Source organism: Halomonas sp. N3-2A (genome assembly GCF_002216165.1).
Lineage (GTDB): Bacteria > Pseudomonadota > Gammaproteobacteria > Pseudomonadales > Halomonadaceae > Vreelandella.
In genome coordinates this window covers 3339132-3364912 of sequence record NZ_CP022286.1, presented here as the reverse complement: position 1 = coordinate 3364912, position 25781 = coordinate 3339132, and the positions used below count along the sequence as shown (strand labels likewise).

The following is a 25781-nucleotide window of genomic DNA, read 5'->3' as shown; positions in this document are numbered from 1 at the left end:
CATGCGGCGAGTGCTGGGCCACGGTTCTTTTTTAAGGTTTTATCTTCTGCTGGGGTTAGCACTATGCGTGGTATTTTTTATTGCATTGGGCGGGCGTTCTTTTATCGAGCAGATTCGTCGAGAAGATTATCGTGAACAGCTCGCCGCATTGCCGATGTCGTTAATGACGCAGCAGTTAGCGTCAAGTCCGGTGGCTGAAAGAGAAACCATGCTTGCCCGCTTTTCGGAACGGCTGGGTATGCAGCTCTCACTTAAGCGTATTGAGAGTGTGGGACTTAACTACTTTGAACAAGCTCGCGTCGAGCGAGGCACGGTATTAGTTGCTGAAGAGCCCTGGCGGTTACGGCAACGTATACCTAACGATGAGTGGATGCTGGAAGCAACGTTTGCCGCCTGGAGCGAGCGCCAGTGGCAGGGCAGCATGATACTGCTCGGAGAGTGGCTTGCTAGCATGCCGCATGAGGCGAGGGCCGACGCCATCGCTTCGCTAGACGCGGGTGGCTGGCCACTTGTCCTGCTTTCAACGCCGCCCTCAGACCTTACTCCAGAACAGCAGTTTCAACTCGCTCAGGGAGGCGTGCTGACGCGGCTGGTGTCGGATAAGCTCTCGCTGATGCTGCTTTACCGGGTGCCTGGTGATAATCAGTGGTTGCAAGCGGGGCCGACCTCTCGTGGTGATACGCTGCCGGTCAATTTGCACTTACCTTTGTTGGTAGGCTTGATGGTGGTGCTTAGCCTGATTATTTACTTAATTATGCGCAGCATTGAATCGCGTATGGCGCGGTTAGAGCTTGCTGCGACTAGAATCGCTAGCGGGCGCTTAGAAACCCGGGTGAAAGTGGAAAGCGGAGACTTTTTAGGCCGCTTGGGCATGGCATTCAATGGGATGGCGAATCAAGTTCAGAGCTTGTTAAGAGGCCAGCAAGAGATGATTCGTGCGGTCTCTCATGAATTACGCACGCCGGTGGCCCGTATACGGTTTGCGGTGCAAATGGTCGAAGATATGACCGACCAACCTGCGATTCGCCGTCAGCTTCAGGGGATTGATGCTGATATTGCCGAACTAGACGAATTGGTAGACGAAATTCTCACCTATGCTCGCCTGGGGGGGGAGTCGAACAATGGCGTTGAATTAGAAATGGCGTTGGTTGAGTGTCGGGCAATGGCTGAGCGAGTCATCGATACGCTGTCACCGTTGCACCAAAGCCTATCGTTAACGCTGGATGGTAGTGCTGAAGTTGAGTTGTACGCCGAACCTCGCTATTTACAACGAGCGTTGCAGAACCTTGTCAGCAATGCCTGTCGCTATGGCAAGTCGCAAGTAGTGATTCGCCTATGGGATGAGCCTCACCTTGTACGTATTGATATTGAGGATGATGGGCCCGGCATACCACCCGAAGCGCGTAGCGATATCTTTAAGCCGTTTGCCAGACTTGACGACAGTCGAGCCCGCAGCTCTGGGGGCTACGGGCTAGGTTTATCCATTGTGCAAAAAATTATCGCAGGCCATGGCGGTAGCGTCACTGTTGATACCAGCCCTACACTGGGCGGCGCGCGCTTTACGTTGCTGATTCCTCGTCGCGAGTTGCCGGTTTAATACCTGACAGCACCGCAAATGACGTCTCTTTAGCGGTGCGCAAAAAATCCTGCATCCAAGGCGCTTCTATATTTTCCTCCCGAATGGCAGCATAAAGTGTGCTCCAAATGCCGTTCTCGCCCAGTTTTACGGCGCTAACGTAATCCCGCTCTAAATACTCGGTGAGCGCCCAGTTGGGTAGCGCGCAGACGCCTCTACCGCTGGCAACAAGCTGCATCATCATGATGGTCAGCTCTGCGGTGCGAATTTCCTGTGGTCGTACATTGGCGGGAGATAAAAACTGGGTAAACACATCTAGCCGGGAGTGTTCGACTGGGTAGGTGATTAGCGTCTCCTCGGCTAACGCTTGTGGTTCGATAAATGGCTGGCCGGCAAAGGCATGCTGTCGAGCAACCGCCAGCAGTCCCTCATAACGAAACAGCGGTACGTAGTGAACCCCTTCCAGTGGCTGAGGGTCAGCGGTAATTACCAAGTCTAACTGCTCTCTAGCAAGGGCAGGGAGTGGGTCGAAGTGGTGACCGCTGGGGATATCGATTTCCACCTCTGGCCAATGGTCGCGAAAATAATCCACCGTTGGCATCAGCCACTGGAAACAGCTGTGGCACTCGATCGCCATGTGTAATCGCCCCTGTTCGGTACCTGCTAAGCGAGCTAAGTCGCGCTCAGCTTTACGCACCTCAGGCAAAATCTCATCCGCCAGGGCCAATAGGCGAAGACCCGCCCGAGTGAATTCTACTGGGCGCGTTTTACGTACAAACAGCGCGCTGTCAACGCGACCTTCCAAGTCTTTTAGCTGATGGGAAAGTGCCGACTGCGTTAGGTGAACCCGCTCAGCAGCCTCCACTAAAGAACCGGTTTCCCGGAGGGCAAGCAGCGTGCGCAGGTGGCGTAATTCAATCATTGTGAGTGTTTTTCATGATTAATATTAAAAACTTTAGTTTGATTCATCTTTGTGGGGTGAGCAGACTGTGCGAAATCATTCACGTTGAAAGGTTTCATCATGACAGTTTCTCATATTCTCGGCTATCCCCGAATTGGCGCTCAGCGCGAACTTAAAAAAGCCACCGAAGCCTATTGGAAAGGAGACATCTCACGGGGAGACCTTGAAGCAACAGGTCAGGCGCTCAGGCTTTCTCATTGGCAGACCCAACAAAACGCGGGCCTCGACTTTATCAGTGTTGGCGATTTTGCATTTTACGACCAGGTACTTAATGTTTCCGTCATGCTGGGAGCGGTGCCCGCGCGTTTTAATGCCCAGCACGAAGTTAGCGCAGGCAACGTTGATTTGGATACCGCGTTTCGCATGGCCCGTGGCCGCGCCCCTAGCGGGACACCCGCAGCTGCTTGCGAAATGACCAAGTACTTTGATACCAACTACCACTACTTAGTACCTGAGCTGCATGAGGGGCAGACGTTTACGCTAGCGTCTGACCGCTTATTTAATGAAGTAGATGAAGCTTTACAGGCGGGCTTTACGCCGAAAGTTACGCTAACCGGCCCGCTTACTTGGCTATGGCTGGGTAAGACTAAAGGTAGTGAGTTTGACCGGCTGAGCCTGTTAGACAGCGTACTGGATGTGTATAGCGAAATTCTGGCACGCTTAGCCACTCAAGGTATTGAGTGGGTGCAGCTTGACGAGCCTGCTCTGGTGCAAGACTTGCCGTTGGCGTGGCAGCAAGCGTATGAGCGCGCCTATCATCGCCTGCAGTCGGCGCCGCTGAAGCTACTCGTTGCCAGTTACTTTGGTGCGCTGGGTGATAACCTTTCGCTAACCACTCGCCTGCCAGTGGCTGGGTTGCATATTGATGCTGTGCGTGCGCCGGGCCAGGTAGAGAGCGTGATTGATCGTTTAAGCCCTCATCAAGTGCTCTCAATTGGCTTAGTCGATGGCCGTAATATCTGGCGTGCTGATTTGGCAGCCCTACGTGAGCGTTTGCTGCCCTTAAAAGTGCGTTTAGGGCAGCGGTTATGGCTGGCGCCCAGCTGCTCGTTGCTGCACGTGCCGGTAGACTTATCCCAAGAAACCGAGCTAGAGAGCGAGCTGGTCGGCTGGTTAGCATTTGCCCGGCAAAAACTGGATGAGGTGGTGACCCTCGCTCGGCTCATTGATAATCGCACAACGCCTGTCGATGAACAGCGGGTGAGCGAAGCAACGTATGCTTTGGATAAGCGTCGTGAATCAACCCGAATTCATCAGCCTGCTGTCAGCTCACGTCTAGCAGCAATAACGGCTCAAGATAGCCAACGCCAATCACCTTACGCTGCCCGAGCAGCAGCGCAGCGCAGAGCGCTTGCGTTACCGCTGTTTCCCACCACCACCATTGGCTCTTTTCCGCAAACAGGTGAGATACGCGCTGCTCGTCGGGCATTTAAAGCCGGTGAACTGAGCCAAACGGATTATGAAGCCCGCATGCGAGAAGAAATTGCCTTCGTCGTAGAGCGCCAGCAAGCACTAGGGCTTGATGTGCCTGTCCATGGTGAGGCTGAACGTAATGACATGGTGGAGTACTTTGGTGAGCAGTTAGAAGGCTTTGCCTTTACGCGCTTTGGCTGGGTACAAAGTTATGGCTCTCGTTGTGTGAAACCGCCGATTATTTTTGGTGATGTCACCCGCCCAGAGCCAATGACAGTGAAGTGGAGCGAATATGCCCAATCGCTCACGGATAAGCCCATGAAAGGCATGCTGACAGGGCCTGTGACGATTTTGCTGTGGTCGTTTGTGCGTGATGATCAACCCCGCGCAACCACCTGCCGCCAGATCGCCCTGGCGCTGCGTGACGAAGTATTAGATTTGGAAAAAGCCGGTATTCGGATCATTCAAATTGATGAGCCCGCGCTACGTGAAGGCTTACCGCTGCGCCAGCACGAGTGGCAGTCCTATTTAGATTGGGCGGTAGAAAGCTTCCAGCTAAGCGCTGCTGGCGTTAAGGATAGCACCCAAATTCATACCCACATGTGCTATTCGGAGTTCAACGACATCATTGGTGCCATCGCTGCACTAGACGCGGATGTGATTACTATTGAAACGTCGCGTTCCGATATGGAGTTGCTGGACGCTTTCCAGGATTTTGCATACCCGAACGAAATTGGGCCAGGGGTTTATGATATCCACACGCCTAATATTCCGGATGTTGCGTGGATGGTGGCGCTGATGGAAAAAGCGCTGGAGAAAATCCCTGCCGAGCGGCTGTGGGTGAACCCAGACTGTGGTCTAAAAACCCGTGGTTGGGCAGAAGTAGAGCCTGCATTGGCGAATATGGTGGAAGCGGCCAATCAACTACGTCAGCGTTATGCGTAATTAGCTGATCACCCGCTAGATAAGTAAGTAGGGGTGGTAAAAGTTAATTCTGAACATAGGTAGTTCTAAATATAGGTAGTTCTGAACACAGCTACTTATCATTTAAGCCCCGCTGCAACAGGCAGCGGGGCTTATTATTTCTCTAGCGGTGATAGCTAGCTTTTAGAGGCGTAGGCATAGAGCAGTGTTTCCTGGGCGCTGATCGGGTCGCCATTGCCAGGGCTCTGCAGCTGATAGCTGCCGTCGCTTTGTAGTAGCCAGCTTTGGCAGTTATCGACCAGGTAGGTTTCCAAGTCTTTACGTACTCGGGTGGCCAGCTTTTTATCCAATAGTGGGAAACAGGTTTCTACGCGATGGAACATATTGCGTGACATAAAATCAGCGCTTGAACACCACGTTTCTGGCTTGCCGTCATTGTGGAAGTGGAAAACACGGGTATGTTCTAAAAAGCGCCCAATAATCGACCGCACGCGGATATTCTCTGAAACACCCTCGATACCGGGTTTCAAACAGCACATGCCGCGAATGATTAGGTCGCACTCTACGCCTGCTTGCGAGGCGCGATAAAGCGCTTTGATAAGCTTGGGCTCTGTTAACGAATTGCACTTAATAATGATATGCCCACGCTTACCTTTAAGCGCCACCTGAGCTTCACGGTCAATCATTTCGACTAAGCGCTCGTGAAGCGTAAAGGGGGCGTGGAGCAGGGTATCGATCTTGCGCGCGCGGCCCATGCCAGAAAGCTGCTGGAACACCTTATGCACGTCCGCGCATAGCGCTGTATTGGCAGTCAGCAAGCTGTAATCGGTATATAGTTTGGCGGTTTTAGAGTGGTAGTTGCCGGTACCTAAATGTGCGTAGTGGCGCAGCTCGCCCTTCTCACGTCGCACGATATGCAGCATTTTGGCGTGGGTTTTATAGGCCATGATGCCGTAAATCACGATGGCGCCGGCTTCTTGCAGGCGTGATGCTAACTGAAGATTGTCGGCCTCATCGAAACGCGCCCGCAGCTCGATAACAACGGTAACTTCTTTGCCTTGGCTAGCGGCATCGACCAGAGCACTCACTATCGTTGAGTCTGCGCCTGTACGGTACAGCGTCTGCTTGATTGCCAGTACGTCCGGATCGCGTGCAGCCTCGCGCAGTAAATCTTCGATAGGTGAAAAGGACTGGAACGGGTGGTGAAGCAGAATATCGCTTTTGGCAATAGCGCTAAACAGGCTGCCACCTTTTAATGCTTTTGGCACGCTAGGTGAGTAAGGGCGGTAGAGTAGCTCTGGTCGGTCGACATCGCCGAGAACCGCCATCATGCGGGTCAAATTTACCGGCCCTTGAACACGGTATAAATCGCTGCTTTCTAGCTCAAACTGGCGCAGCAAGAAACTGATCAAGTCATCTGGACAATTATCAGCGACTTCAAGGCGAACACCGCTGCCATAGCGGCGGGCTAATAGCTCGCCACGTAGCGCTGAGGCCAAGTCTGAGACCTCTTCTGGGTCGACGGTCATATCGGCATTGCGGGTCAGCCGGAACTGATAACAACCGCGCACACGCATGCCGGGGAAGAGTTCCTCTGCATGTGCGTGAATCATCGACGATAAGAAAATATACTCGGAGAAGCCTTCTGCACATAGCGCTTTAGGCAGCGCCATCAAACGAGGCAGTGAGCGGGGTGCTGGCAGTATTGCCATACCGCCAGCCCGGCCAAAGGCGTCCTTTCCCTCTAGCTCAACAATGAAGTTGAGGCTTTTATTAACCAAGCGCGGGAACGGGTGGGAAGGATCTAAGCCAATGGGGCTGATGACCGGCATGATCTCGTTATCAAAAAAATCTTTCACCCAGGCTTTTTGCTCGTCGGTCCACTGATCGCGACGACGAAAGCGTAATCCCTGAGCTTCCAGCGCGGGCAGCAGTGTTTCGTTCAATATTTGATATTGGCGGGCAATTTGCTGATGCGCGATATCCGAAATTTCTGCCAACACAGCCTTGGGTAAGCGGCCATCAGCGGCGGTGGTATCGTCGCCTAGTGCCATTTGGTGTTTAAGCCCAGCGACTCTTATCTCAAAAAACTCATCCATGTTGGATGAAAAGATCAGCAGAAACATCAGCCGGTTAAGTAGCGGATGCGCATCGTCCAGGGCTTGTTCAAGCACCCGGATATTGAATTGCAGATGAGAAAGCTCGCGATTGAAGTAGAGCTGCGGATCGTCAAGATCCGCCTCCAAATGAGACTCTTTCGCGTGAACTCCGGTGGGGGTACGATTGATGCGCAATGGCAAAGCTTCTCCCTCGCCACTTACTGTCTCGTTTGCAGCGTTCGTTGACTCGCTAGAAAATACTGGCGTGGAATCTGCTGATTGATCGTCCATGGTTGCCCCCCCGGTGGTGGTTCATACTCATCATAGCGTGATAATTGCTGTTGATAGGAGTATGCCGGGAAAAGATGACAAACTAGTGTCACTGGTTTGTCATCTTTACGGACTGATCTACTAAACTAACGCTGCAATAAGCGTGCTGCTTCTAACGCAAAATAGGTTAAAATTCCATCAGCTCCTGCGCGCTTGAAGCACATCAGTGACTCAAGAATCACCGGTTCGGCCTCAAGCCAGCCGTTATCGAAAGCAGCGCGATGCATGGCGTATTCACCGCTGACTTGGTAAGCAAATGTCGGTACTTGGAGTTCGCTTTTTACACGGCGTACGATATCCAAGTAAGGCATACCGGGTTTCACCATCACCATATCGGCGCCTTCGGCGATATCCATAGCCACTTCATGCAGCGCTTCATCGCTATTGGCAGGATCCATCTGATAGGTGCGTTTATCTGCTTTGCCAAGGTTAGTGGCAGACCCGACTGCATCACGGAAGGGGCCGTAATACTTAGAGGCATACTTAGCGCTATACGCCATAATACGCACATTATGCAGGTGTTCTTGCTCTAACACTTGGCGGATGGCGCCGATGCGGCCATCCATCATATCGGAGGGGGCTACGACATCGGCGCCTGCTTCGGCGTGGGAGAGCGCTTGTTTGAGCAGCGTATCCACTGTGCGGTCATTTTGCACATAGCCGTGCTCATCAAGAATGCCGTCCTGTCCGTGGCTAGTATAGGGGTCAAGGGCGACATCGGTAATAATGCCAAGCTCTGGTAGCGCTTCTTTTAGCGCCCGCACACTACGCTGGACAAGACCGTTAGCGTTGTAAGCCTCTTCCGCTAACTCGCTTTTTTGCTCAGTATCGATAACGGGGAAGAGCGCCAGGGCAGGAATACCCAGCGCGTGGGCCTCACGTGCCTGCTCAATCAACAGGTCGATGGAAAGACGCTCAACACCGGGCATTGAGGCAATTGCTTCGCGTTGATTTTCGCCTTCCAGTACAAAAACCGGCAAAATTAAATCGCTGGGTGTTAGCGTCGACTCCTGCATTAAGCGACGGGAGAAATCGTCGCGACGCATACGGCGAAGTCGGGTGGCAGGGAAATGACGGGGAGCAGAGGTGTTCAACGGCTTTCTCCAAACAATCGCATAGTCAATCGAATAGTAGGTGCCTTAAAAGGCCTAACGTGAGTATATCAGTCCTGCACTGCAGCGAAAGCAGGCTTGTGATAGCTGGCTTGTAGTGGCTTTATAGACTGACTAAAGTGAGCCACTCAGCGACGCTAAGTGGCGACGATTTAACAGCGATAATAAGCGCTACGATAAGGAGATAAGCATGACCAAACAGGTAGCAATCGTATTAGCAGGCTGCGGCGTTTTTGATGGTTCTGAAATCTATGAAACAACGCTAACGCTGCTGCGCCTTGATCAGTTAGGGATTGGCTATCGCTGCTTTGCGCCGGATGTCGCTCAGCATCATGTGATTAACCACTTAACCCAAGAGCCTGTTGAGGGTGAGCAGCGCAATGTGTTGCAGGAGTCTGCGCGCCTTGCCCGGGGTGATATTAGCCCGATTACTGAGCTAGATGCCGACGACTTTGATGCGGTCATTGTTCCTGGTGGCTTTGGTGTCGCTAAAAACCTGTCTGATTTTGCCGACAAGGGCGACAGTATGCAGGTACTTGAGAGCGTAAAAGAGGCGCTGGTAGGCTTTAAGGAAGAGGCAAAACCCATTGGCCTGATGTGTATTTCTCCTGTTTTGGTCCCGCGCCTACTTGGCGAAGGGGTGGCCGTGACCATTGGTCATGATCCGAGTGTTTCTGGCGCCATTAGTGCGATGGGTGGCCTGCACCGCAGCTGTGGCGTAGAAGACATTGTGGTGGATCATGAGCACCGGGTGGTAACGACGCCTGCTTATATGCTGGCGACCCGTATCAGTGAGGCCGCAACAGGTATCTTTAAGTTGGTAGACCGCATTGATGAAATGATGGGCTAATATTTTCTAGGTAATTGGCTATTCGTATGAGGGGCAAAAAGCCTCTCGTATGAAGAGCAAAAAGCCTCTGTCATGTTCCCATGGCAGAGGCTTTTTTTGAGCGGTGTATCGCCTTTAATAGTGCTTTTAGGTCTCTTGTTCGTCAGCGTCATCCGCCTTTGCTTTACGGCGTACCAACCGGCCAAACAGTAGGCCCACCTCATAAAGTAGGTACATCGGTATCGCTAACAGACTTTGAGAAATAATGTCGGGAGGGGTAAGCAGCATGCCCACCACAAAGCAGCCTAAAATAATGTAGGGGCGCTTTTTTGAAAGGCTTTCGACCGTGGTCGCACCAGACAGGATCAACAGAAATGTTGCGATGGGGATTTCAAACGCAACACCAAAGGCGAAAAACAGCTTCAGTACAAAGTTCAGATACTGATTAATATCGGTCATTACCGCCACGTTTTCCGGCCCGGTCTGGGTGAAAAACTCAAAGAGCAGCGGAAAAACCACGTAATAAGCGAAGGCCGCCCCAGCGTAAAATAGCGCTATGCTGGAGACCAGAATGGGTATCGCCAGCGCTTTTTCGTTATCGTAAAGCCCAGGTGCTACAAACGCCCATGCTTGGTGCAGTACGAAGGGGATAGCGATAAAGACGGCGACTACCAGGGTTAGTTTGAAGGGCGCCAAGAAGGGCGAGGCTACCTCGGTGGCGATCATCTGTGAGCCTTCTGGCAACAGTGCCATTAATGGCTCAGCCACAAAGCTGTAGATGTCATTAGCAAAGGCATAAAGGCCAAGAAATACGACTAATACAACCACGACCGCTTTCATAAGCCGCGAGCGTAGTTCAATCAGGTGCTCAATAAGAGGCGCTTGGCCTTGGTCTTTACGTGGCTCCTGGGAATCGCCAGACATGCTCATTGGTGATTACTATCCTTTGTAAGATCCGCCTTTGTAAGATCCGCTTTTTTAATATCGGCATTTTCCACATCCGCTTGCTTAGCATTATTGCTAGGCTCACTCTTGCCGCTAGGATTCACCGCGCGCAGTTCATCGGTAGCACGTTGATGAGACGTTGAGGAAGAGGCTGCTGGCGTGTCTTCGCGTACTGTTTGCAGGGCATCATCTAGCCGAGCACTCGCGTTGGCAACCCGCTGCTCGGTCTCGTTTTGGGTCGCTTGTGTCGAAGTGCTGGAAGAAGAGGGGGCGTCGGCAATGCTCTCAACATCCTGCTTGGCTTTTTTGAGACTGTCATCGAGCTTTTTCTGTTGCTCGTTGAGTTTTTGACGCAACTCCTCTGCTTCCAACTGAGCGCTGATTTCGCGCTGCATACCGGATACCGTACGCTTGATTTTGCCAATCCACATGCCTGCTGTGCGAGCCGCTCTAGGCAGGCGCTCTGGGCCAAGCACCAGAAGCCCGACGATACCAATCAGCATCAGTTCAAGAAAGCCGATATCCAGCATGGGTTATTTGCGCTCTTCGTTACGTTCTGTGGGGCGTTCTTCGGCGGCACGCTTCTCTTCTGCTTGAACATCGTAGGTGTTACCAGCCTCTTCGTGGCTTACTTTCGCCTGAGGTTGGTCAGCATCTTTTTTGTCGCCGTCTTTCTCTTCTTCGTTAATGGCCTTCTTAAAGCCTTTGACTGCACCGCCTAAGTCGGTGCCCACATTACGCAGTTTCTTGGTGCCGAAAATTAGGATGATAATGCCCAGAACAATCAGCAACTGCCAAATACTGATACCACCTAACATATGCATTTCCTCATCAGTGCAGGTTAACGTTGTGTGCGGGACGCTTTTTCGTCATGACCAGAAATACCAAACCGCCGTGCTAGCTCATCTAAAACGCGCTGATGGTCCAGTTCAAGGTGCGACAGCATCACCAAACTATGAAACCACAGGTCGGCGGTTTCAGCGATCACAGCTTGATGCGCCTGTTCGCCGCCGTGCTCGGCATCTTTAGCAGCCAAAATTGTTTCGGTCGCCTCTTCGCCGACTTTTTCGAGTATCTTGTTCAAACCCTTATGATGCAAGGAGGCAACATAAGAATCTTCTGCACAAGCATGTCGACGCTGCTTTAAGACCTCCGCGAGTGCATCTAGCACTTGCGTCGTCTGGGTAGAATCAGTCATAGGCATCCTTTTATCAATCATCACAGCGCTTTCGCCAAAGATCAGTGCTTTCGCCAAGGGCGACACTGAGACGCTTTATCTTACTGCCAGAATGTTTCATTGCCATAGCAGCAGCAACAAACCTACTCCCGCAGCGGCTAAGACAGGCCACTCTTGAGCCGATGCCCAACTGCTCAGCGGCTGCCAAGCCAGGGCAATAGCAAGCAAAATAAGGCCGATACGCAGTCGGTAATGACGCTTATGCTGGCGCGTCAGTTGCTGCTGAACGTCACTAATTGAGGTTACTTGCTGATGACGCTGGCGGTGTTCATGCTCCATTCGACTCAGTGCCTGATGCGCTAGCACGGGTAGCTCAGGCAACTGATGAGAAAGCTCCGGCGCTTGGCGTTTGAGCGACTCCCAAAGGCCGCCGATACCCGCGCGCTGTTTCATCCACTTTTCTAGATATGGCTTCGCCGTGCTCCACAGATCCAGGTCAGGATAAAGCTGACGACCCAGCCCTTCGATGTTAAGCAGCGTTTTTTGCAACAATACTAACTGTGGCTGTACTTCCATATTAAAACGTCGTGCTGTTTGAAACAGTCCTAACAGCACCTGCCCAAACGAAATATCTTTTAGCGGCTTTTCAAGAATGGGCTCGCATACGGTACGAATAGCGGCTGCGAACTCGTTAGCGCGGGTGTTTTCGCCCACCCAGCCGGACTCAATATGTAACGCTGCTACTTCGTAATAATCTTGATGGAAAAAGGCTAGTAGATTGCGCGCTAGGTAGTCTTGATCTTCTCGAGTAAGGCTCCCCACGATGCCGCAGTCGATGGCGATATACTGTGGATCTTCAGGATCATCGCAGTTAACAAAGATATTGCCGGGGTGCATATCGGCATGGAAGAAGTTATCGCGGAAGACCTGGGTGAAGAAGATTTCTACGCCGCGTTCAGCCAGCTTCTTAAGGTTAGTTCCACGCGCAATAAGGGTATCTAAATCAGCCACTGGTACGCCGCGAATGCGCTCCTGGACCATGACATGGCGGCGGGTGTATGACCAATAGATTGTCGGTACAAACAGCAGCGGTGAGTCTTTGAAGTTACGCTTAAGTTGCGATGTGTTTGCCGCTTCTTTGTAGAGATCAAGTTCGTCAAATAAGGTGGCTTCGTAATCACGAATCACTTCTACGGGACGTAAGCGTTTTGCGTCAGGCACTTTACCCAGCAACTTAGCGATTTGATACATCAGCGCCATATCCTGACGCATAATGCGCTCGATGCCGGGGCGAATAATTTTGACGACGACATCTTCGCCGCTATGCAGCGTTGCCGCATGCACCTGGGCAATCGATGCTGACGCCAAAGGCACTCGGTCAAAGGCGGCAAATGCCTCTACAAGCGACATTTCAAGCTCTTTTTCGACCCGTGCAGCGGCTAGTTCGCCGGGGAAGGGCGGCACTTGGTCTTGTAGCCGTTTTAATTCATCGGCGATGTCTTCGGGCAATAGGTCTCGACGGGTCGAGAGCATTTGGCCAAATTTAATAAAAATCGGCCCTAGCGCTTCCAAGGCCAGGCGCAGTCGCTCGCCGCGACTGCGCTGCCCGACAGGAAGCAGTTTTAGAGGCGAAAGCGTCATTAAGGCACGTAGCCAGAACGGCAGCCGCTCAACGGGTATCAACGTATCTAAGCGATGGCGAGCCACTATCCAAGAGATCTTCAATAACCGCAGGCTCATCAGTGCGGCTCCTCGAGGTGTGGCTGCTTGTTTGGCGACTGGCTGGCCGTCAACTGTGTCAAACGCTTATGCAGGCGATTGAGCTTGGCTTCCAGGCGGTCGGTTGCGATCTCTAGCTCGGTCAAATGATCGCGGAGTACATCGCGCTGTTGGCGGCCAGGGAGTATGCGGGCTTCTTCAAATACGTATTCAGAAACGTCTTGCAGCAGCTCATCTTTCGCTCTTAGCCCCCAGCGCGCGGCGCGTCGGATACCTTCGGCCAGTGAATGGGCGGGCATATCCCCCAACCAGCGAGCTAGCTCGCCTTCCCAGTCGATATCCAGATCAAAGAGCAGGTCGCGGGTGGCTTCCAGGAGGTGGATACGGCCACGCACAGAAAGCTTGCCATCAAACATCAACCGCTCAATGGAGGCACCACTTAACCACTCAGAGAGCGTTTCAGGAGTGAGCTCGACGATGGCGTCGACGTCAGTTTCGTCTAGATCATCGCCACGCAGCAGATCAATCCCCGCATGGTGATAGTGCAGCACCAACTGAAGGTGAGGCTTTTCAAGCCTTACCAGTAGTCGACTCCCTGCTAACGCAGACAAGCGCGCAGGCGCAGCCGGATCACGGGCAAGCAAGGCATTCAACGTGCGTTCACATCCGGCCAGCAACAGGGTCGGGGTGACTAGCATGCTGACCTCATTGTCGGTGAGTTCATAATTTAATGCCGCGGTGAAGGGCAACGATGCCGCCAGTCAGGTTGGTATATTCAACCCGATCAAGCCCTGCCGTTTCCATCATGCCTTTCAGGGTTTCCTGGTCGGGATGCATGCGAATAGATTCGGCGAGGTAGCGATAACTCTCACCGTCTCCAGCCACTAGTTCGCCCATTTTAGGCAGCAGGCGGAAGGAGTACTCATCGTAGGCTTTCGACAGCAGCGCGCTATTTGGCTTCGAAAATTCAAGCACTAGCAACCGTCCGCCGGGCTTTAGCACGCGTGTCATAGAGCGCAGCGCAGCGTCTTTGTCGGTGACGTTGCGCAGTCCGAAGGCAATCGTAATGCAGTCAAAACTGTTGTCCGGAAATGGCAGGCACTCGGCGTTGGCTTGTACAAACTCAACGTTGCCTCCGACGCCATTATCCATCAGTTTGTCGCGGCCAACGTTGAGCATGGAGGCGTTAATGTCAGCCAATACCACTTTGCCACGCGGGCCAACCAGACGAGAGAATTTGAGCGTTAAATCGCCAGTGCCGCCAGCAATATCCAGCACGTGGTGCCCAGGACGAACGCCTGCGCGCTCGATAGCAAGGCGTTTCCAGACGCGATGGATGCCCATGGACATCAAGTCATTCATGATGTCATAGCGCGTAGCTACCGAATGAAAGACATCGGCAACACGAGACGCTTTTTCGTCAGCTGCGACTTCCTGATAACCAAAATGGGTGGTGCGTTTTTCAGTGGGGCTCATGGGGCTCTAGCTCCCGAGTTCGAGGCGGTAATAGTCGACCAAAAGGTCGTCGCAATAAATGGTTAGCGACATTGTAGCCTTCTCACCCCCAACTTGTCTGCGCTTCAACTGAGGTGAAGCGTCACAGCTGTTTGAATTGGATGCTGGCTGGTTCGCGGGAGGCGCCGGCCTCTTCGAGGCGTTGTAGGTAGTTTTGCCAATAATCTGTTTGGTGCTGAGCTAAGTCGTAAAGATAGTTCCAGCTGTAAAGGCCGCTGTCGTGGCCGTCGTCAAAATGCAATTTCAGAGCGTAATTGCCGGCTTGGGTAATGTTTTGCAGGCCGACATCTTTTTTACCCACTTGCAGCACGGCAGTATCGCCGCCGTGGCCACGCACTTCGGCTGAAGGTGAGTAGACCCGTAAAAGTTCGACAGGCAGCCGAAAGTTTTCACCCGTGGCGTAGCCAAGTTCTAGCTCGCGAGCCTGCTTATGGTAGTGAACCCGCGTTGGGGTGGGGGCATTCGTCGAGATAGGAGCGTTCATGGATAACGTCACCTCTTTTCGATATTGAGCGAAAGCAGATTGAGCCGCTATTTACGTTTAGCAAATGCGTGAGTAAATAGCGGACAATCTGCTGCGGGCTATACCGGTATCTGCGCGTTTACAAAATATAGCGCGATAGGTCTTCGTCTACTGCTAGCTCACCCAGTTGGGCATTGACGTAATCGGCATCGATGACCAGCGGGCTATCCATGTCGCCGCCTTTAAATGAGGCTTCTTCGAGCAGCCGTTCCAGCACTGTATGTAGACGGCGAGCACCAATATTCTCGGTGCCTTCGTTAACCTGCCAGGAAATCTCGGCAATACGCTCGATACCGTCTGGAGTGAACTCGATGTCCAGCCCTTCGGTAGCCAACAGTGCTTGATACTGCTTGGTGAGCGAGGCGGAGGGCTCGGTGAGAATCCGCTGGAAATCGCCGGGGGTCAGCGCATCCAGCTCAACACGGATCGGCAAGCGTCCTTGTAGCTCTGGAATAAGGTCCGAGGGACGCGATAGGTGGAAGGCACCCGAGGCAATAAACAGGATATGATCGGTTTTGACCATGCCGTATTTGGTTGAAACGGTAGAGCCTTCGATTAACGGCAGCAGGTCACGCTGAACGCCCTCACGGGAGACTTCGCCACCGCTAGACTGGCCGCTACCCTTGGCAACTTTGTCGATCTCATCCAAGAAGACAATCCCATGCTGCTCAACGGCTTCGACGGCGCGGGCTTTGATCTCTTCTTCATTGACCAGCTTGCCGGCTTCTTCATCGCGCAGCAGAACCAGTGCCTCTTTCACCGTTACACGGCGCTGCTCACGCTTTTGTTGGCCCATGTTGGAGAACAGGCTCTGTAGCTGGTTGGTCATTTCCTCCATGCCCGGCGGCGTCATTATGTCGATGCCTTGCCCGTGGGAGGAAACTTCGATATCGATCTCTTTATCATCCAACTGACCTTCCCGAAGCTTTTTGCGGAAGGTTTGACGCGTACCGTTATCTTCCCGAGGCTTATCTTCCTGACCGCGGGGTGGTGGTAGCAGTGCATCTAGAACGCGATCTTCAGCGGCATCTTCAGCGCGATGGCCGACTTCTTCCTTCGCGTATTCACGCACCATTTTGATGGCGGCTTCCATCAAGTCGCGAATAATCGACTCAACGTCTCGGCCTACATAGCCCACTTCGGTAAATTTAGTCGCCTCGACCTTGATGAAGGGCGCTCTGGCTAGCTTGGCGAGACGGCGAGCAATTTCAGTTTTACCCACGCCGGTAGGGCCAATCATCAGAATATTCTTTGGAGTCACTTCCGGGCGCAACTCATCGTCTAGTTGCATGCGACGCCAGCGGTTACGCAGGGCAATGGCCACGGCGCGCTTGGCATCTTGTTGACCAATGATGTATTGATCCAGGGCGTGGACGATTTCGCGGGGTGTCATCTGAGTCATAAAAAGGGCCTCAACGGTCGTTGATGTTCAGCTCTTCGAGCGTCACGTGGTGATTGGTAAATACGCAGATGTCGCCGGCGATTTCGAGAGACTTTTCAGTGATTTCACGAGCAGAAAGCTCAGTGTTTTCCAATAGTGCGCGGGCACTTGCTTGGGCAAAGTTGCCCCCAGAGCCAATAGCAATAATGCCGCGTTCAGGCTCAACCACATCACCGTTACCGGTAATAATCAGCGAGGCACTGTGGTCCGCCACGGCCAGTAGCGCTTCCAGGCGGCGCAGCGCTCGATCGGTGCGCCAATCTTTGGCCAACTCAACCGCTGCTTTGGTGAGGTGTCCTTGGTATTTTTCTAACTGCGCTTCAAAACGCTCAAACAGGGTGAAGGCATCGGCGGTGCCGCCAGCAAAACCAGCGAGTACTTTGCCACGATACAGGCGGCGTACTTTACTCGCATTGCCTTTCATTACGGTGTTGCCCAGTGATACTTGGCCGTCGCCTGCAAGGGCAACCTGATTACCGCGGCGTACGGATACAATAGTGGTCATGGAGATAACTCCTTGGGGGAGACACATGCTCCCGATGACTGATCGGCCATTTTAAAAGACCGTATAAAAAGCGATTCACAACAAAATGCGGGCGGCTGATAAAAAATCAACCGCCCGCTAAATAAAGCTGTTAGATAAACTGTTTTTTTAACGGGGCTTATGACGGTGAAAGCCTGCCTAGCCCGTTGGTTAACGTAGTCTGTGGTTAGACTAGTTCTGCAGTTGGATCAGCAGTGGCTCAATGCCTTGTGTGGCCATTAAGTCTTGGGCGCGGTTAAGCTCACGAGTATCTTCGTAAGGGCCTACTTGAACACGGTGCCAAGTATCGCCATTAGCCTTTACTTCGCTAACTTGGGCCAGCAGGCTTAAGTTGCGCAGACGGCCACGCAACTGCTCGGCATCGCTTAGCTCCCGAAACGACGCGGCCTGTAGCATGTAGCGGTTAGGCGTGTTGCTGGCAGGCGCTTGCTGGGCAGCGGCCACTTGCTCTTCAGGGCGCATATTAGCTGCAATAACCTGAGCAATAGGGTCATCGTTCTGATGCGCACTTGCGTTGCTTGTCGTTGTTTGGTTAGTTGTCGCGTTGTTACTTGCCGTCGTTTGTTCCTGCTGTGCTGCTGCCTCGGGGCGGTTCACGGTTGATGGCAGTGACACGCCTGGAGCAATGACTTCTGTGTCTGGCAGCAGCGTGTAGAACTCAAACGTTGGCATTGCTGGCTCGGCGACGGTTTCTGTTTGACGCGCAGCGCTGCGCTCATCGCTGTCAGCAGGCTTAGGCAAGACAGTCGCTTGGGGCGTGTCTTCCTGCTCTTGCCAAGGAGCTGTGCCATGTTGATGCTGTGCTAGGAAGAAGCCTGCCGCTAAACCTGCTATCCCCCAAAGCCAGCCAGGAATTTTGAATCCGCCACCTGAGCTTTTGCTGGCTTTGCGCTGAGAGGTTGCGCCTCGGCGGGCGGGCTTCTCTTTTGGGCTGGCCATCGCTTACATCTCCTCTGGGGCGCTAACCCCCATAAGATCAAGGCCGTTGCGAAGCACCTGCTTGGTTGCTAGGCCAAGAGCTAAGCGTGTGTTGCGCAGGGTATCGTCTTCGACCATGACTTTAACGGCGTTGTAGCAGGTGTGGAAATCACCCGAAAGATCCAATAGATACTGAGCAACCTGCTGGGGCTCACGATTTTTAGCGGCGTTTTCAACCACTTCTGGGTAGCGTGCCAAGCGATTAAGCACGGCCTTTTCCTGGTCGCTATCGAGCAGTGCGAGGTTAGCTAGAGCGACGCTGTGGTTGAATGGCTGGTCTGCATCTTCGGCTTTGCGCAGCATGCTGGATACCCGCGCATGGGCGTATTGAATGTAATACACCGGGTTATCGTTCGACTGCGAGCGTGCCAAGTCGATATCAAAAGTAAGCTGCGAGTCCGCCCGGCGTGCGGCCAGGAAGAAGCGGGTAGCATCACGGCCAACTTCATCAATCAGGTCGCGCACGGTGACATAGCTGCCAGCACGTTTGGACAGTTTTACCTCTACGCCTGAGCGGGTCACCATCACCATTTGATGCAGAACGTAGTCGGGCCAGCCTTTGGGAATGCCGACCTCTAGTGCCTGCAAGCCAGCGCGAACACGGGTAACTGTGGAGTGGTGGTCAGCACCTTGCTCATTAATCACGGTTTTAAAGCCGCGTTGCCACTTATTCAGGTGGTAGGCCACATCCGGCAAGAAGTAGGTGTAGCCACCTTCCCGTTTGCGCATCACGCGGTCTTTGTCATCTCCAAAGTCTGTGGTGCGCAGCCACATGGCGCCGTCTTCTTCGTACGTATGGCCATTCGCAACGAGCTTCTCAACGGTCGCGTCTACTTTGCCGTCTTGATAAAGCGATGACTCAAGGAAGTAGACGTCAAACTCAACGCCAAACGCTTTCAGGTCTAAATCCTGTTCTCGGCGTAGCCAAGCGACAGCGAAGGCCTGAATGGCATCTAGATCATTAGCATCTGCTTTAGCGGTGACTTCACGGTCATCGGCTGCCACCGTTTTGCCCGCCATGTAGTCATTAGCCACATCAACGATGTATTCACCGCGGTAGCCGTCTTCTGGCCAGCTGGGATCGTCTGGCCCAAGGCCCTTGGCGCGAGCTTGAACAGAAAGCGCCAGATTTTTGATCTGGGCACCGGCATCGTTGTAATAAAATTCGCGCGTCACATCGTAGCCGGTGGCTTCTAACAGGCGGCAAATACAGTCGCCTATTGCTGCGCCACGGCCATGGCCAACATGAAGAGGTCCTGTCGGGTTGGCAGAAACAAACTCCACTTGGACTTTCTCGCCCTTGCCAATCAGGCTGCGGCCAAAGGCATCGCCGCTATCGAGCACCTGGGCAACAATTTGAGCGGCCGCATCCGTGGCAGCAAAAAAATTAATAAAGCCGGGGCCAGCAATCTCGGTTTTTTGGATTGCATCGCTCGCGGGGAGGGCGGCGACCAGTAGGTCGGCTAGCTCGCGCGGCTTCTTTGCTGCGGGCTTCGCCAGCATAAGGGCTAGGTTGGTGGCGTAGTCGCCGTGCGCTTTATCTTTAGTGGGGTCAACTTTAATCGTCGGCTGTAAATCGTCGGGCAGCACGCCTTGGTGCTTAAGCGCGTCAATCGCGCCTTCTAGCAAAGTAACAATTGTGTCTTTCATTTAGCTATCCGGATGTCGTCGGTGTCGGCGTGCGCATGGGCAAATACATATTCATGGTAATGCAGTTATTCATATAAATGTAAATGCAGTAGTAAAGCGGCCATTATCGGCAATTGGCGCGCAGTTTCAAAGCCGTATTACGTTACAGGGCGAGCCAATGGCCCACGATATGTCTATCTCTACGCGAGACTCTACGCGAGAGTTTGCGGGTCAATGTCGATTGACCATCGGACTTTGCGCGCCTCACGATTGGCTTCTAACCACTGTACCAGCCAGTTAGCAGCGGTATGGCGCTGGCTACGTTTGTCTGCTGCCAGCATGATGTGCACATGATAACGGTTTTGGCGGCGCTCCATGGGAGCTGGAACGGGGCCTAAGCAGCGCACCGGTAGTTTTACCATTGTTAACCATTGTTGAAGTGCTTGAGCAGCCTGCTGGCCCAAAGCAGTGGCAGCTTCTTCATGAGGGCTTTCAATGCGTAGCAATGCCATAAAGCAAAAAGGTGGCAGCATAGCGAGGCGGCGCTCTTCCAAGAGGCTGCGGGCGAGTGCGCCATAACCGTGCTCCGCAAGTTGGCCTAAGTGCGGGTCATCTGGGTGCAGCGTTTGTACCAGTACTCGCCCTGGATGAGCGGCACGCCCTGCGCGACCGGCGACCTGCTCCAGCAACTGCGCGCTGTGTTCCAACGCGCGAAAGTCAGCAGCGTAAAGTCCACCGTCGGCATTAACGACGACGACCAGCGTGACATGGGGTAGGTGGTGACCTTTCGCCAGCATCTGGGTGCCGACGAGCAAGCATGGCTCGCCTCGCTGGATCTCTTTGAGTATCTGCTCAAAACTCTCTTTTTTACGCGTACTGTCGCGGTCAATACGGTGAACGGTGACGTTTGGGAACAAGCCCTGCAGCGTTTCTTCAGTTCGTTCGGTGCCGCTGCCCAGGGCGCGTAGGTCAGCGCTGCCACACTCGGGGCAAGCGTCTGGTAGCGCGCGCCGACTATCGCAATGGTGGCAGGCCAAAAGGGCAGGCTGGCGGTGCAGCGTCATGCGTGAGTCGCACTGCCCGCATTCGGCGATCCACCCACAACTATGGCAAGCCAGCGTTGGTGCGAATCCCCGTCGGTTAATAAAAACCAGCGCCTGCTTGCCTGACGCTAAGGTGTTTTTGATAGCGGTGATGGCGCCAGGCAGAAGCCCCCCCTGGCGTCGCTGATGACGTAGGTCAATCAATTCAAGCTTGGCTGGTGGGTGTCGACTGGGACGTTGGGTGAGGCGCAGATGGCGATAGTGGCCGGAAAGCGCTTGCTGCAAACTCTCAAAAGAAGGCGTGGCGCTGCCTAACAGCAGGGGGATGTTGTGGTAATGAGCCCTGGCAACGGCTAAATCCCGGGCGTGGTAGCGAAGCCCGTCGTGCTGTTTATAGGAGCCATCATGCTCTTCGTCGACGATAATGGCGCCTGGGTTTTTGAGTGGCGTAAAAATAGCCGAACGGGTGCCGATAATGACTAGCGCGCGGCCATTGGCAGCTGCTTCCCATACATCCAGGCGCTCCAGGTCGGTAAGCCCTGAGTGTAGCGCCACTACTGGTACCCTAAAGCGGCTCTTAAAGCGCGCCAGGGTTTGAGGCGTGAGACCTATTTCAGGCACCAGTACCAGAGACTGCTTGCCCTTAGCGGCGAGGGCTTCAATTAGCTGAAGGTAGATTTCGGTTTTACCGCTTCCGGTCACGCCTTCAAGTAAGCAGGGATGGTAGCTTTCGAGCTTTTCATGCAATACGGCAAGTGCCGAGGCCTGCTCTCTGTTCAGCGGCAGTGATGGTGAGGCCAGCAGGTTGCCGCCAGCGGACGGTGTTGCGGTTAGCGTGGTTTCCTGGGCACGGGCGAAGCCCTTTTTTTGCAAGGCCAGCAGCTGTTCACGGGTGAAACCATGAGCAGTGATGGCTCGACCAGCCAGCCCATGTGGATGCTGACGCAGCAGGGCATACAGCTCGGCTTGTTTCGGTGCTCGCTGAAGCGGTAGGTCGTCCCCAGGTGATAGCGGCAGCCACAGGGTCTGCGTTCGCCCTCCCATTGGGTGGCCCTGGCGCAGCCGAGCGGGCATGGCCAGCTGCATTGTGTCGCCTAAACTGTGCTGATAATAACGCGCCGCGAAATGGCATAGCCACTGCCAGTCGTTGGGCAGGGGGGCGTCATCGAGCACCTCGCTAATAGCGCGTAGCTTCCCGTGAGGCAGTTCGCTGCCATTGGCAAGTTCTGCCACCACGCCGACCACTTCTCTGCGGCCAAAGGGGACGCGCACTCTAAGGCCTATCTGCCAGCCACAAGCGGGTGGTTGGCGTGTTGGTAAATAGTCAAATAAACGCCGCAGCGGTGATGGTAGAGCGACTTTTAGCACTTGAAAAGGTGCTGTGGACCCGCCTTGAGGGCGTGCCTGGTTAGAAACAGAGTCGGACAATTGGCCTCCGGCGTTTAGTTTGCTAGAATACGCGGCCGCTCTGAATCTATAGGATGGAGCGGTTAACCGGTTAGCAGTTTTTTCAAACCCGTATGCGGTGCTTGGCAACGGATCAGGTGGCGGCATACAGCTCATGAGGCTCAAGATGAAACAAGGTATCCACCCGAATTACAACACGGTCACCGCTAGCTGTTCTTGCGGTGCAAGCTTCCAGGTTGGTTCTACCTCTGGTCAGGACTTCTCTCTGGACGTGTGCTCCAACTGCCACCCGTTCTACACTGGTAAGCAGAAGCAAGCGACCACTGGTGGCCGTGTAGAACGCTTTAACAAGCGTTTCGGCGCTGCCGTTAAGCGAGGCTAATCCTAACGGATTTGCGCTGCTGCAAACACACAATGTGTTTGCAATATAAGCCCACGCTACGGCGTGGGCTTTTTATTCTCAGAGGCACGCTTTTTCCATTTTCCTTTCCCTTCCTTACCTGATAGGCCTTTTGAAGGCTTATTCTACCTAGTAATGATGCATCCATGGATGCTTCTAGCAGATGCTTAAAATAGATACTTGTCCACAGCCGCTTCTGCACAGACAGGCCTGTGGAAAAATTGGCTTTTTATAATTTTTAGTGGAATTTATTTTCATAAATGCCGCATTGCATCAATAAGCAAACCTTTATGGCTATCGCGTTCATTTATAAGTTGCAGCAAATGGTGTTGAAAAGTTACGAACATGTTGGAAACGGGGTTGAAACAACTGTTTTTCTGCAAAGTTTACTACGTGCTTGAGGCGCATGGGTTTTTTCTATATTCTGGAGTGACTTTTCTACTTTAGGCTGATTGGACCTTGACCATGATGGATGCAAATAAGCAAGCGGCTTTGGATTATCACGCTAAACCGATCCCCGGTAAGCTGTCTGTGGAGTTAACCAAACCCACAGCTACCGCGCGTGATCTGGCGCTGGCGTATAGCCCTGGCGTTGCTGAGCCGGTTCGCGAAATCGCCCGTGAGGCGGAAAACGCGTATCGCTACACTGGTAAAGGGAATCTGGTCGCTGTCATTTCTGACGGAACTGCCATTCTAGGTCTTGGTAACCTTGGTCCGCTGGCCAGTAAGCCGGTTATGGAAGGTAAGGGCGTACTGTTTAAGTGCTTTGCAGGCATTAACTCAGTCGATATTGAAGTGGATGCTGAAAGCCCTCAGGCGTTTATCGATACGGTGGCGCGCATTGCGGATACCTGGGGTGGTATTAACCTGGAAGATATCAAAGCACCCGAATGCTTTGAAATCGAAAAAGCCTTGATTGATCGCTGCAGTATTCCAGTATTTCACGATGATCAGCATGGTACGGCCATTGTGACCGCAGCCGGTATGCTTAATGCGCTGGATATTGCCAATAAGCGCATTGAAGATGTGAAGATTGTCTGCATGGGCGCGGGGGCAGCAGCGATTGCCTGCATGCGTTTGCTAGTGTCTTGTGGCGCGAGTAAAAAGAATTTGGTGATGCTTGATCGTCGCGGTGTTATTCACGCTGATCGCGATGGCATTAACGAGTATAAAGCTGAATTCGCCCGCCATACCAATATGCGCACGCTAGACGATGCCATCGACGGTGCTGATGTGTTTATTGGTCTTTCAGGCCCAGGGCTGCTTTCTGCCGAGCAAGTGAAAAAAATGGCCGCAGACCCGGTTATTTTCGCCTGTACTAACCCAGATCCGGAAATTCACCCGGCTGTGGCCCGCGAGGCACGTCCTGATGTGATCATGGCCACCGGTCGTTCGGATTTCCCGAATCAGGTAAATAACGTATTGGGTTTCCCGTTTATTTTCCGAGGTGCTTTGGATGTTCGGGCGACACGCATTAATGAAGCCATGAAGCTGGCTGCTGTCCACGCCCTGAAGGATCTAGCTCGAGAGCCGGTACCCCAAGAAGTGTTAGACGCCTACGAGCGCACTGAGATGAGCTTTGGGCGTGAGTACATTATCCCGACGCCGGTCGACATTCGCCTGCTTGAGCGAGTTTCTTCGGCGGTGGCTCAGGCAGCCGTAGACTCAGGTGTGGCGCGTAAGCCTTATCCCGCGCACTATCCGCTCAAAACAATTAATGACGTTTACGGTGCGTAAACTTTATAGCGCACGTTGATGTATCCTCCGACGCCCGCTGATAGCGGGCGTCGGTGTTTTTGCGAACCGGCGCGCTTTAGTGCTGTTGCGGGTAACGCACCAGTCCTTCTTGAGCGGTAGAGGCCACTAAGCGACCATCGCGTCGGTAAATATGACCGCGCGCTAAACCGCGGGCACCGCCAGCCCAGGGAGAGTCAATCACGTAGAGTAACCAGTCATCCAGACGGGGATCTTCGTGTAGCCACAGGGCATGGTCCAGGCTGGCGATGCGCAGTTTGGGATCGGTGAACTTGATACCGTGGGGAACCAGTCCGGTCGTTAGTAGGTTGAAGTCTGATGCGTAGGAAAGCAGGTGGCGATGCAGGGCTGGATCATCGGGCAGCGTTCCGCCCGCTAGGCGAAACCATAGGCACTGACCTGCAGGCGATGCATTGTCTGGATTGCCTTTTAAATGCAAAAACTCGATAGGATGACCTGGGAAGCGCGCATGCTTTACATCTCCACTTTCGATTAACGCTTCTGGCGTAGGCACGTGGGGCATGGTGCGCTGGTGGCTAATGCTCTCTTCGGCGCTTTGAAACGAAGCGCTACAGAAGAAAATCGGGCGCCCTTTTTGAATAGCGGTAACGCGCCGAGTAGTAAAGCTACCACCATCGCGAATCGTGTCTACTTGGTAGACGACGGGGCGGTGAGGGTCGCCGGGACGCAGAAAATAGCCATGCTGTGAGTGTGGGCGGCGATCATCGGGCACGGTGCGGGCCGCCGCTGCTAATGCTTGGCCTAATACCTGGCCGCCGTAGAGCTGTGGGAAGCCGAGGTCTTGGCTTTGGCCACGAAATAGCGTCTCTTCAAGTGTTTCCAGCTCTAGTAAGCTTACCAGTAACTTCAGCGCATCGTTCATTCTCGGTATCCTTAGTGCTGTCCGTTTGGCCGCTAATGTTTGCCAGGGTATCTTTGCGGCTATGGCACAATTAAAACGATCGTTTTGCTACCTTAGCGGAGTTTGTCTTGATACGCAGCGACGAATTTTACATGCACCGAGCGCTTGACCAAGCACACCTTGCCTTTAAAGAGGGTGAGGTGCCGGTGGGGGCCGTAGTGGTGGATGCTTTGGGTACCATTATAGGAGCAGGGCGAAACTCACCGGTAGCGAGTTGCGACCCTAGCGGTCACGCGGAAATTGGCGCGCTGAGAGCGGCGGGGCAGCAGGTAGGTAACTACCGCTTAGAGGGCTGCACACTCTTTGTGACGCTTGAGCCATGCATGATGTGTGCGGGTGCCATGGTCCATGCCCGCTTAGCACGCTTGGTTTATGGTGCGGCAGAGCCGCGCACGGGGATGGTCGAATCAAAAGCTAACCTGCTTGCTCAGCCGTGGTTCAATCATCAAGTAGCCGTCACTAGTGGCGTGCTGGCAACGCCGGCAAAAAAATTGCTAAAACAGTTTTTTGCTACGAAACGTTAGCCCGCGACTATCGTC

At 53.4% G+C, this 25781-nt stretch carries 23 protein-coding genes; 6 read left to right on the top strand and 17 right to left on the bottom strand.

What is annotated here, in order from left to right; all coding sequences use genetic code 11:
- Position 1: 1 nt before the first annotated feature.
- Positions 2 to 1597, top strand: coding sequence for an ATP-binding protein (locus tag CEK60_RS15585; RefSeq protein WP_089039805.1), 1596 nt, complete (start codon positions 2 to 4; stop codon positions 1595 to 1597).
- On the opposite strand, the gene CEK60_RS15580 is transcribed toward CEK60_RS15585, so the two are convergent.
- Positions 1560 to 2498 (bottom strand): LysR family transcriptional regulator, encoded by a 939-nt coding sequence (locus tag CEK60_RS15580; protein ID WP_089039804.1) that lies wholly within the window; start codon positions 2496 to 2498, stop codon positions 1560 to 1562. The two genes, CEK60_RS15585 and CEK60_RS15580, sit on opposite strands and share 38 nt — an antisense overlap.
- Positions 2499 to 2597: 99 nt before the next feature.
- Here CEK60_RS15580 and metE point away from each other — a divergent pair, with 99 nt between their 5' ends.
- Positions 2598 to 4895: a 5-methyltetrahydropteroyltriglutamate--homocysteine S-methyltransferase gene (gene metE, locus CEK60_RS15575; protein WP_089039803.1), complete on the top strand. Its 2298-nt coding sequence runs from the start codon at positions 2598 to 2600 to the stop codon at positions 4893 to 4895.
- 155 nt (positions 4896 to 5050) lie between these two features.
- Here the strand turns inward: metE and ppk1 are convergent, their stop codons facing one another.
- Positions 5051 to 7264: a polyphosphate kinase 1 gene (ppk1, locus tag CEK60_RS15570; protein ID WP_089039802.1), complete on the bottom strand. Its 2214-nt coding sequence runs from the start codon at positions 7262 to 7264 to the stop codon at positions 5051 to 5053.
- Positions 7265 to 7389: 125 nt separating this feature from the next.
- Positions 7390 to 8397 carry a porphobilinogen synthase gene (hemB, locus tag CEK60_RS15565; protein WP_089039801.1) on the bottom strand — a complete coding sequence of 336 codons (1008 nt, stop codon included), beginning with the start codon at positions 8395 to 8397 and terminating at the stop codon, positions 7390 to 7392.
- A gap of 208 nt (positions 8398 to 8605) precedes the next feature.
- On the opposite strand from hemB, the gene elbB reads away from it, so the two are divergent.
- Positions 8606 to 9265, top strand: a complete 660-nt coding sequence (gene elbB / locus CEK60_RS15560) for an isoprenoid biosynthesis glyoxalase ElbB (RefSeq protein ID WP_089039800.1) — start codon at positions 8606 to 8608, stop codon at positions 9263 to 9265.
- A gap of 126 nt (positions 9266 to 9391) precedes the next feature.
- On the opposite strand, the gene tatC is transcribed toward elbB, so the two are convergent.
- From tatC to CEK60_RS15495, 13 genes are all read right to left on the bottom strand, one after another.
- On the bottom strand, positions 9392 to 10174 hold the full coding sequence (gene tatC / locus CEK60_RS15555) for a twin-arginine translocase subunit TatC (protein WP_089039799.1): 783 nt from the start codon (positions 10172 to 10174) through the stop codon (positions 9392 to 9394).
- Positions 10171 to 10719: a Sec-independent protein translocase protein TatB gene (gene tatB / locus CEK60_RS15550; protein WP_089039798.1), complete on the bottom strand. Its 549-nt coding sequence runs from the start codon at positions 10717 to 10719 to the stop codon at positions 10171 to 10173. Before tatB ends, tatC begins: the two co-directional genes overlap by 4 nt.
- A 3-nt stretch (positions 10720 to 10722) precedes the next feature.
- Complete coding sequence (gene tatA / locus CEK60_RS15545) at positions 10723 to 11007, bottom strand: Sec-independent protein translocase subunit TatA (protein WP_089039797.1); 285 nt, start codon at positions 11005 to 11007, stop codon at positions 10723 to 10725.
- Positions 11008 to 11030: 23 nt separating this feature from the next.
- The gene (locus CEK60_RS15540) at positions 11031 to 11387 is read right to left on the bottom strand and encodes a phosphoribosyl-ATP diphosphatase (protein WP_038486243.1); all 357 of its coding nucleotides are present in this window, start codon (positions 11385 to 11387) and stop codon (positions 11031 to 11033) included.
- Positions 11388 to 11483: 96 nt separating this feature from the next.
- Positions 11484 to 13106, bottom strand: coding sequence for a ubiquinone biosynthesis regulatory protein kinase UbiB (gene ubiB, locus CEK60_RS15535; protein ID WP_089039796.1), 1623 nt, complete (start codon positions 13104 to 13106; stop codon positions 11484 to 11486).
- Entirely contained in the window at positions 13106 to 13783 is a 678-nt protein-coding gene (locus CEK60_RS15530; protein WP_089039795.1) for a ubiquinone biosynthesis accessory factor UbiJ, read from the bottom strand. The genes ubiB and CEK60_RS15530 overlap by 1 nt, the downstream gene beginning before the upstream one ends.
- 22 nt (positions 13784 to 13805) lie before the next feature.
- Positions 13806 to 14561 (bottom strand): bifunctional demethylmenaquinone methyltransferase/2-methoxy-6-polyprenyl-1,4-benzoquinol methylase UbiE, encoded by a 756-nt coding sequence (ubiE, locus tag CEK60_RS15525; RefSeq protein WP_089039794.1) that lies wholly within the window; start codon positions 14559 to 14561, stop codon positions 13806 to 13808.
- Between the two features lie 121 nt (positions 14562 to 14682).
- A complete protein-coding gene (locus CEK60_RS15520; RefSeq protein ID WP_089039793.1) occupies positions 14683 to 15084 on the bottom strand; it encodes a gamma-butyrobetaine hydroxylase-like domain-containing protein in 402 nt (133 codons plus the stop codon).
- Between the two features lie 118 nt (positions 15085 to 15202).
- A complete protein-coding gene (hslU, locus tag CEK60_RS15515) occupies positions 15203 to 16525 on the bottom strand; it encodes an ATP-dependent protease ATPase subunit HslU (protein ID WP_089039792.1) in 1323 nt (440 codons plus the stop codon).
- A 10-nt stretch (positions 16526 to 16535) separates the two neighbouring features.
- Complete coding sequence (gene hslV, locus CEK60_RS15510) at positions 16536 to 17069, bottom strand: ATP-dependent protease subunit HslV (RefSeq protein WP_009724832.1); 534 nt, start codon at positions 17067 to 17069, stop codon at positions 16536 to 16538.
- 210 nt (positions 17070 to 17279) lie between these two features.
- Positions 17280 to 18047 (bottom strand): SPOR domain-containing protein, encoded by a 768-nt coding sequence (locus CEK60_RS15505; RefSeq protein ID WP_089039791.1) that lies wholly within the window; start codon positions 18045 to 18047, stop codon positions 17280 to 17282.
- 3 nt (positions 18048 to 18050) lie between these two features.
- On the bottom strand, positions 18051 to 19736 hold the full coding sequence (gene argS / locus CEK60_RS15500) for an arginine--tRNA ligase (RefSeq protein ID WP_089039790.1): 1686 nt from the start codon (positions 19734 to 19736) through the stop codon (positions 18051 to 18053).
- Positions 19737 to 19927: 191 nt separating this feature from the next.
- Positions 19928 to 22312 (bottom strand): primosomal protein N', encoded by a 2385-nt coding sequence (locus tag CEK60_RS15495; protein ID WP_089039789.1) that lies wholly within the window; start codon positions 22310 to 22312, stop codon positions 19928 to 19930.
- Positions 22313 to 22331: 19 nt separating this feature from the next.
- On the opposite strand from CEK60_RS15495, the gene rpmE reads away from it, so the two are divergent.
- Positions 22332 to 22547, top strand: coding sequence for a 50S ribosomal protein L31 (rpmE, locus tag CEK60_RS15490; protein ID WP_009724828.1), 216 nt, complete (start codon positions 22332 to 22334; stop codon positions 22545 to 22547).
- A 483-nt stretch (positions 22548 to 23030) separates the two neighbouring features.
- Positions 23031 to 24302, top strand: a complete 1272-nt coding sequence (locus tag CEK60_RS15485; RefSeq protein ID WP_089039788.1) for a malic enzyme-like NAD(P)-binding protein — start codon at positions 23031 to 23033, stop codon at positions 24300 to 24302.
- Between the two features lie 76 nt (positions 24303 to 24378).
- Here CEK60_RS15485 and CEK60_RS15480 read toward each other — a convergent pair whose 3' ends face one another.
- Positions 24379 to 25203, bottom strand: a complete 825-nt coding sequence (locus CEK60_RS15480; RefSeq protein ID WP_089039787.1) for an acyl-CoA thioesterase — start codon at positions 25201 to 25203, stop codon at positions 24379 to 24381.
- Positions 25204 to 25313: 110 nt separating this feature from the next.
- On the opposite strand from CEK60_RS15480, the gene tadA reads away from it, so the two are divergent.
- Entirely contained in the window at positions 25314 to 25766 is a 453-nt protein-coding gene (gene tadA / locus CEK60_RS15475) for a tRNA adenosine(34) deaminase TadA (protein ID WP_269768710.1), read from the top strand.
- Positions 25767 to 25781: the final 15 nt, after the last annotated feature.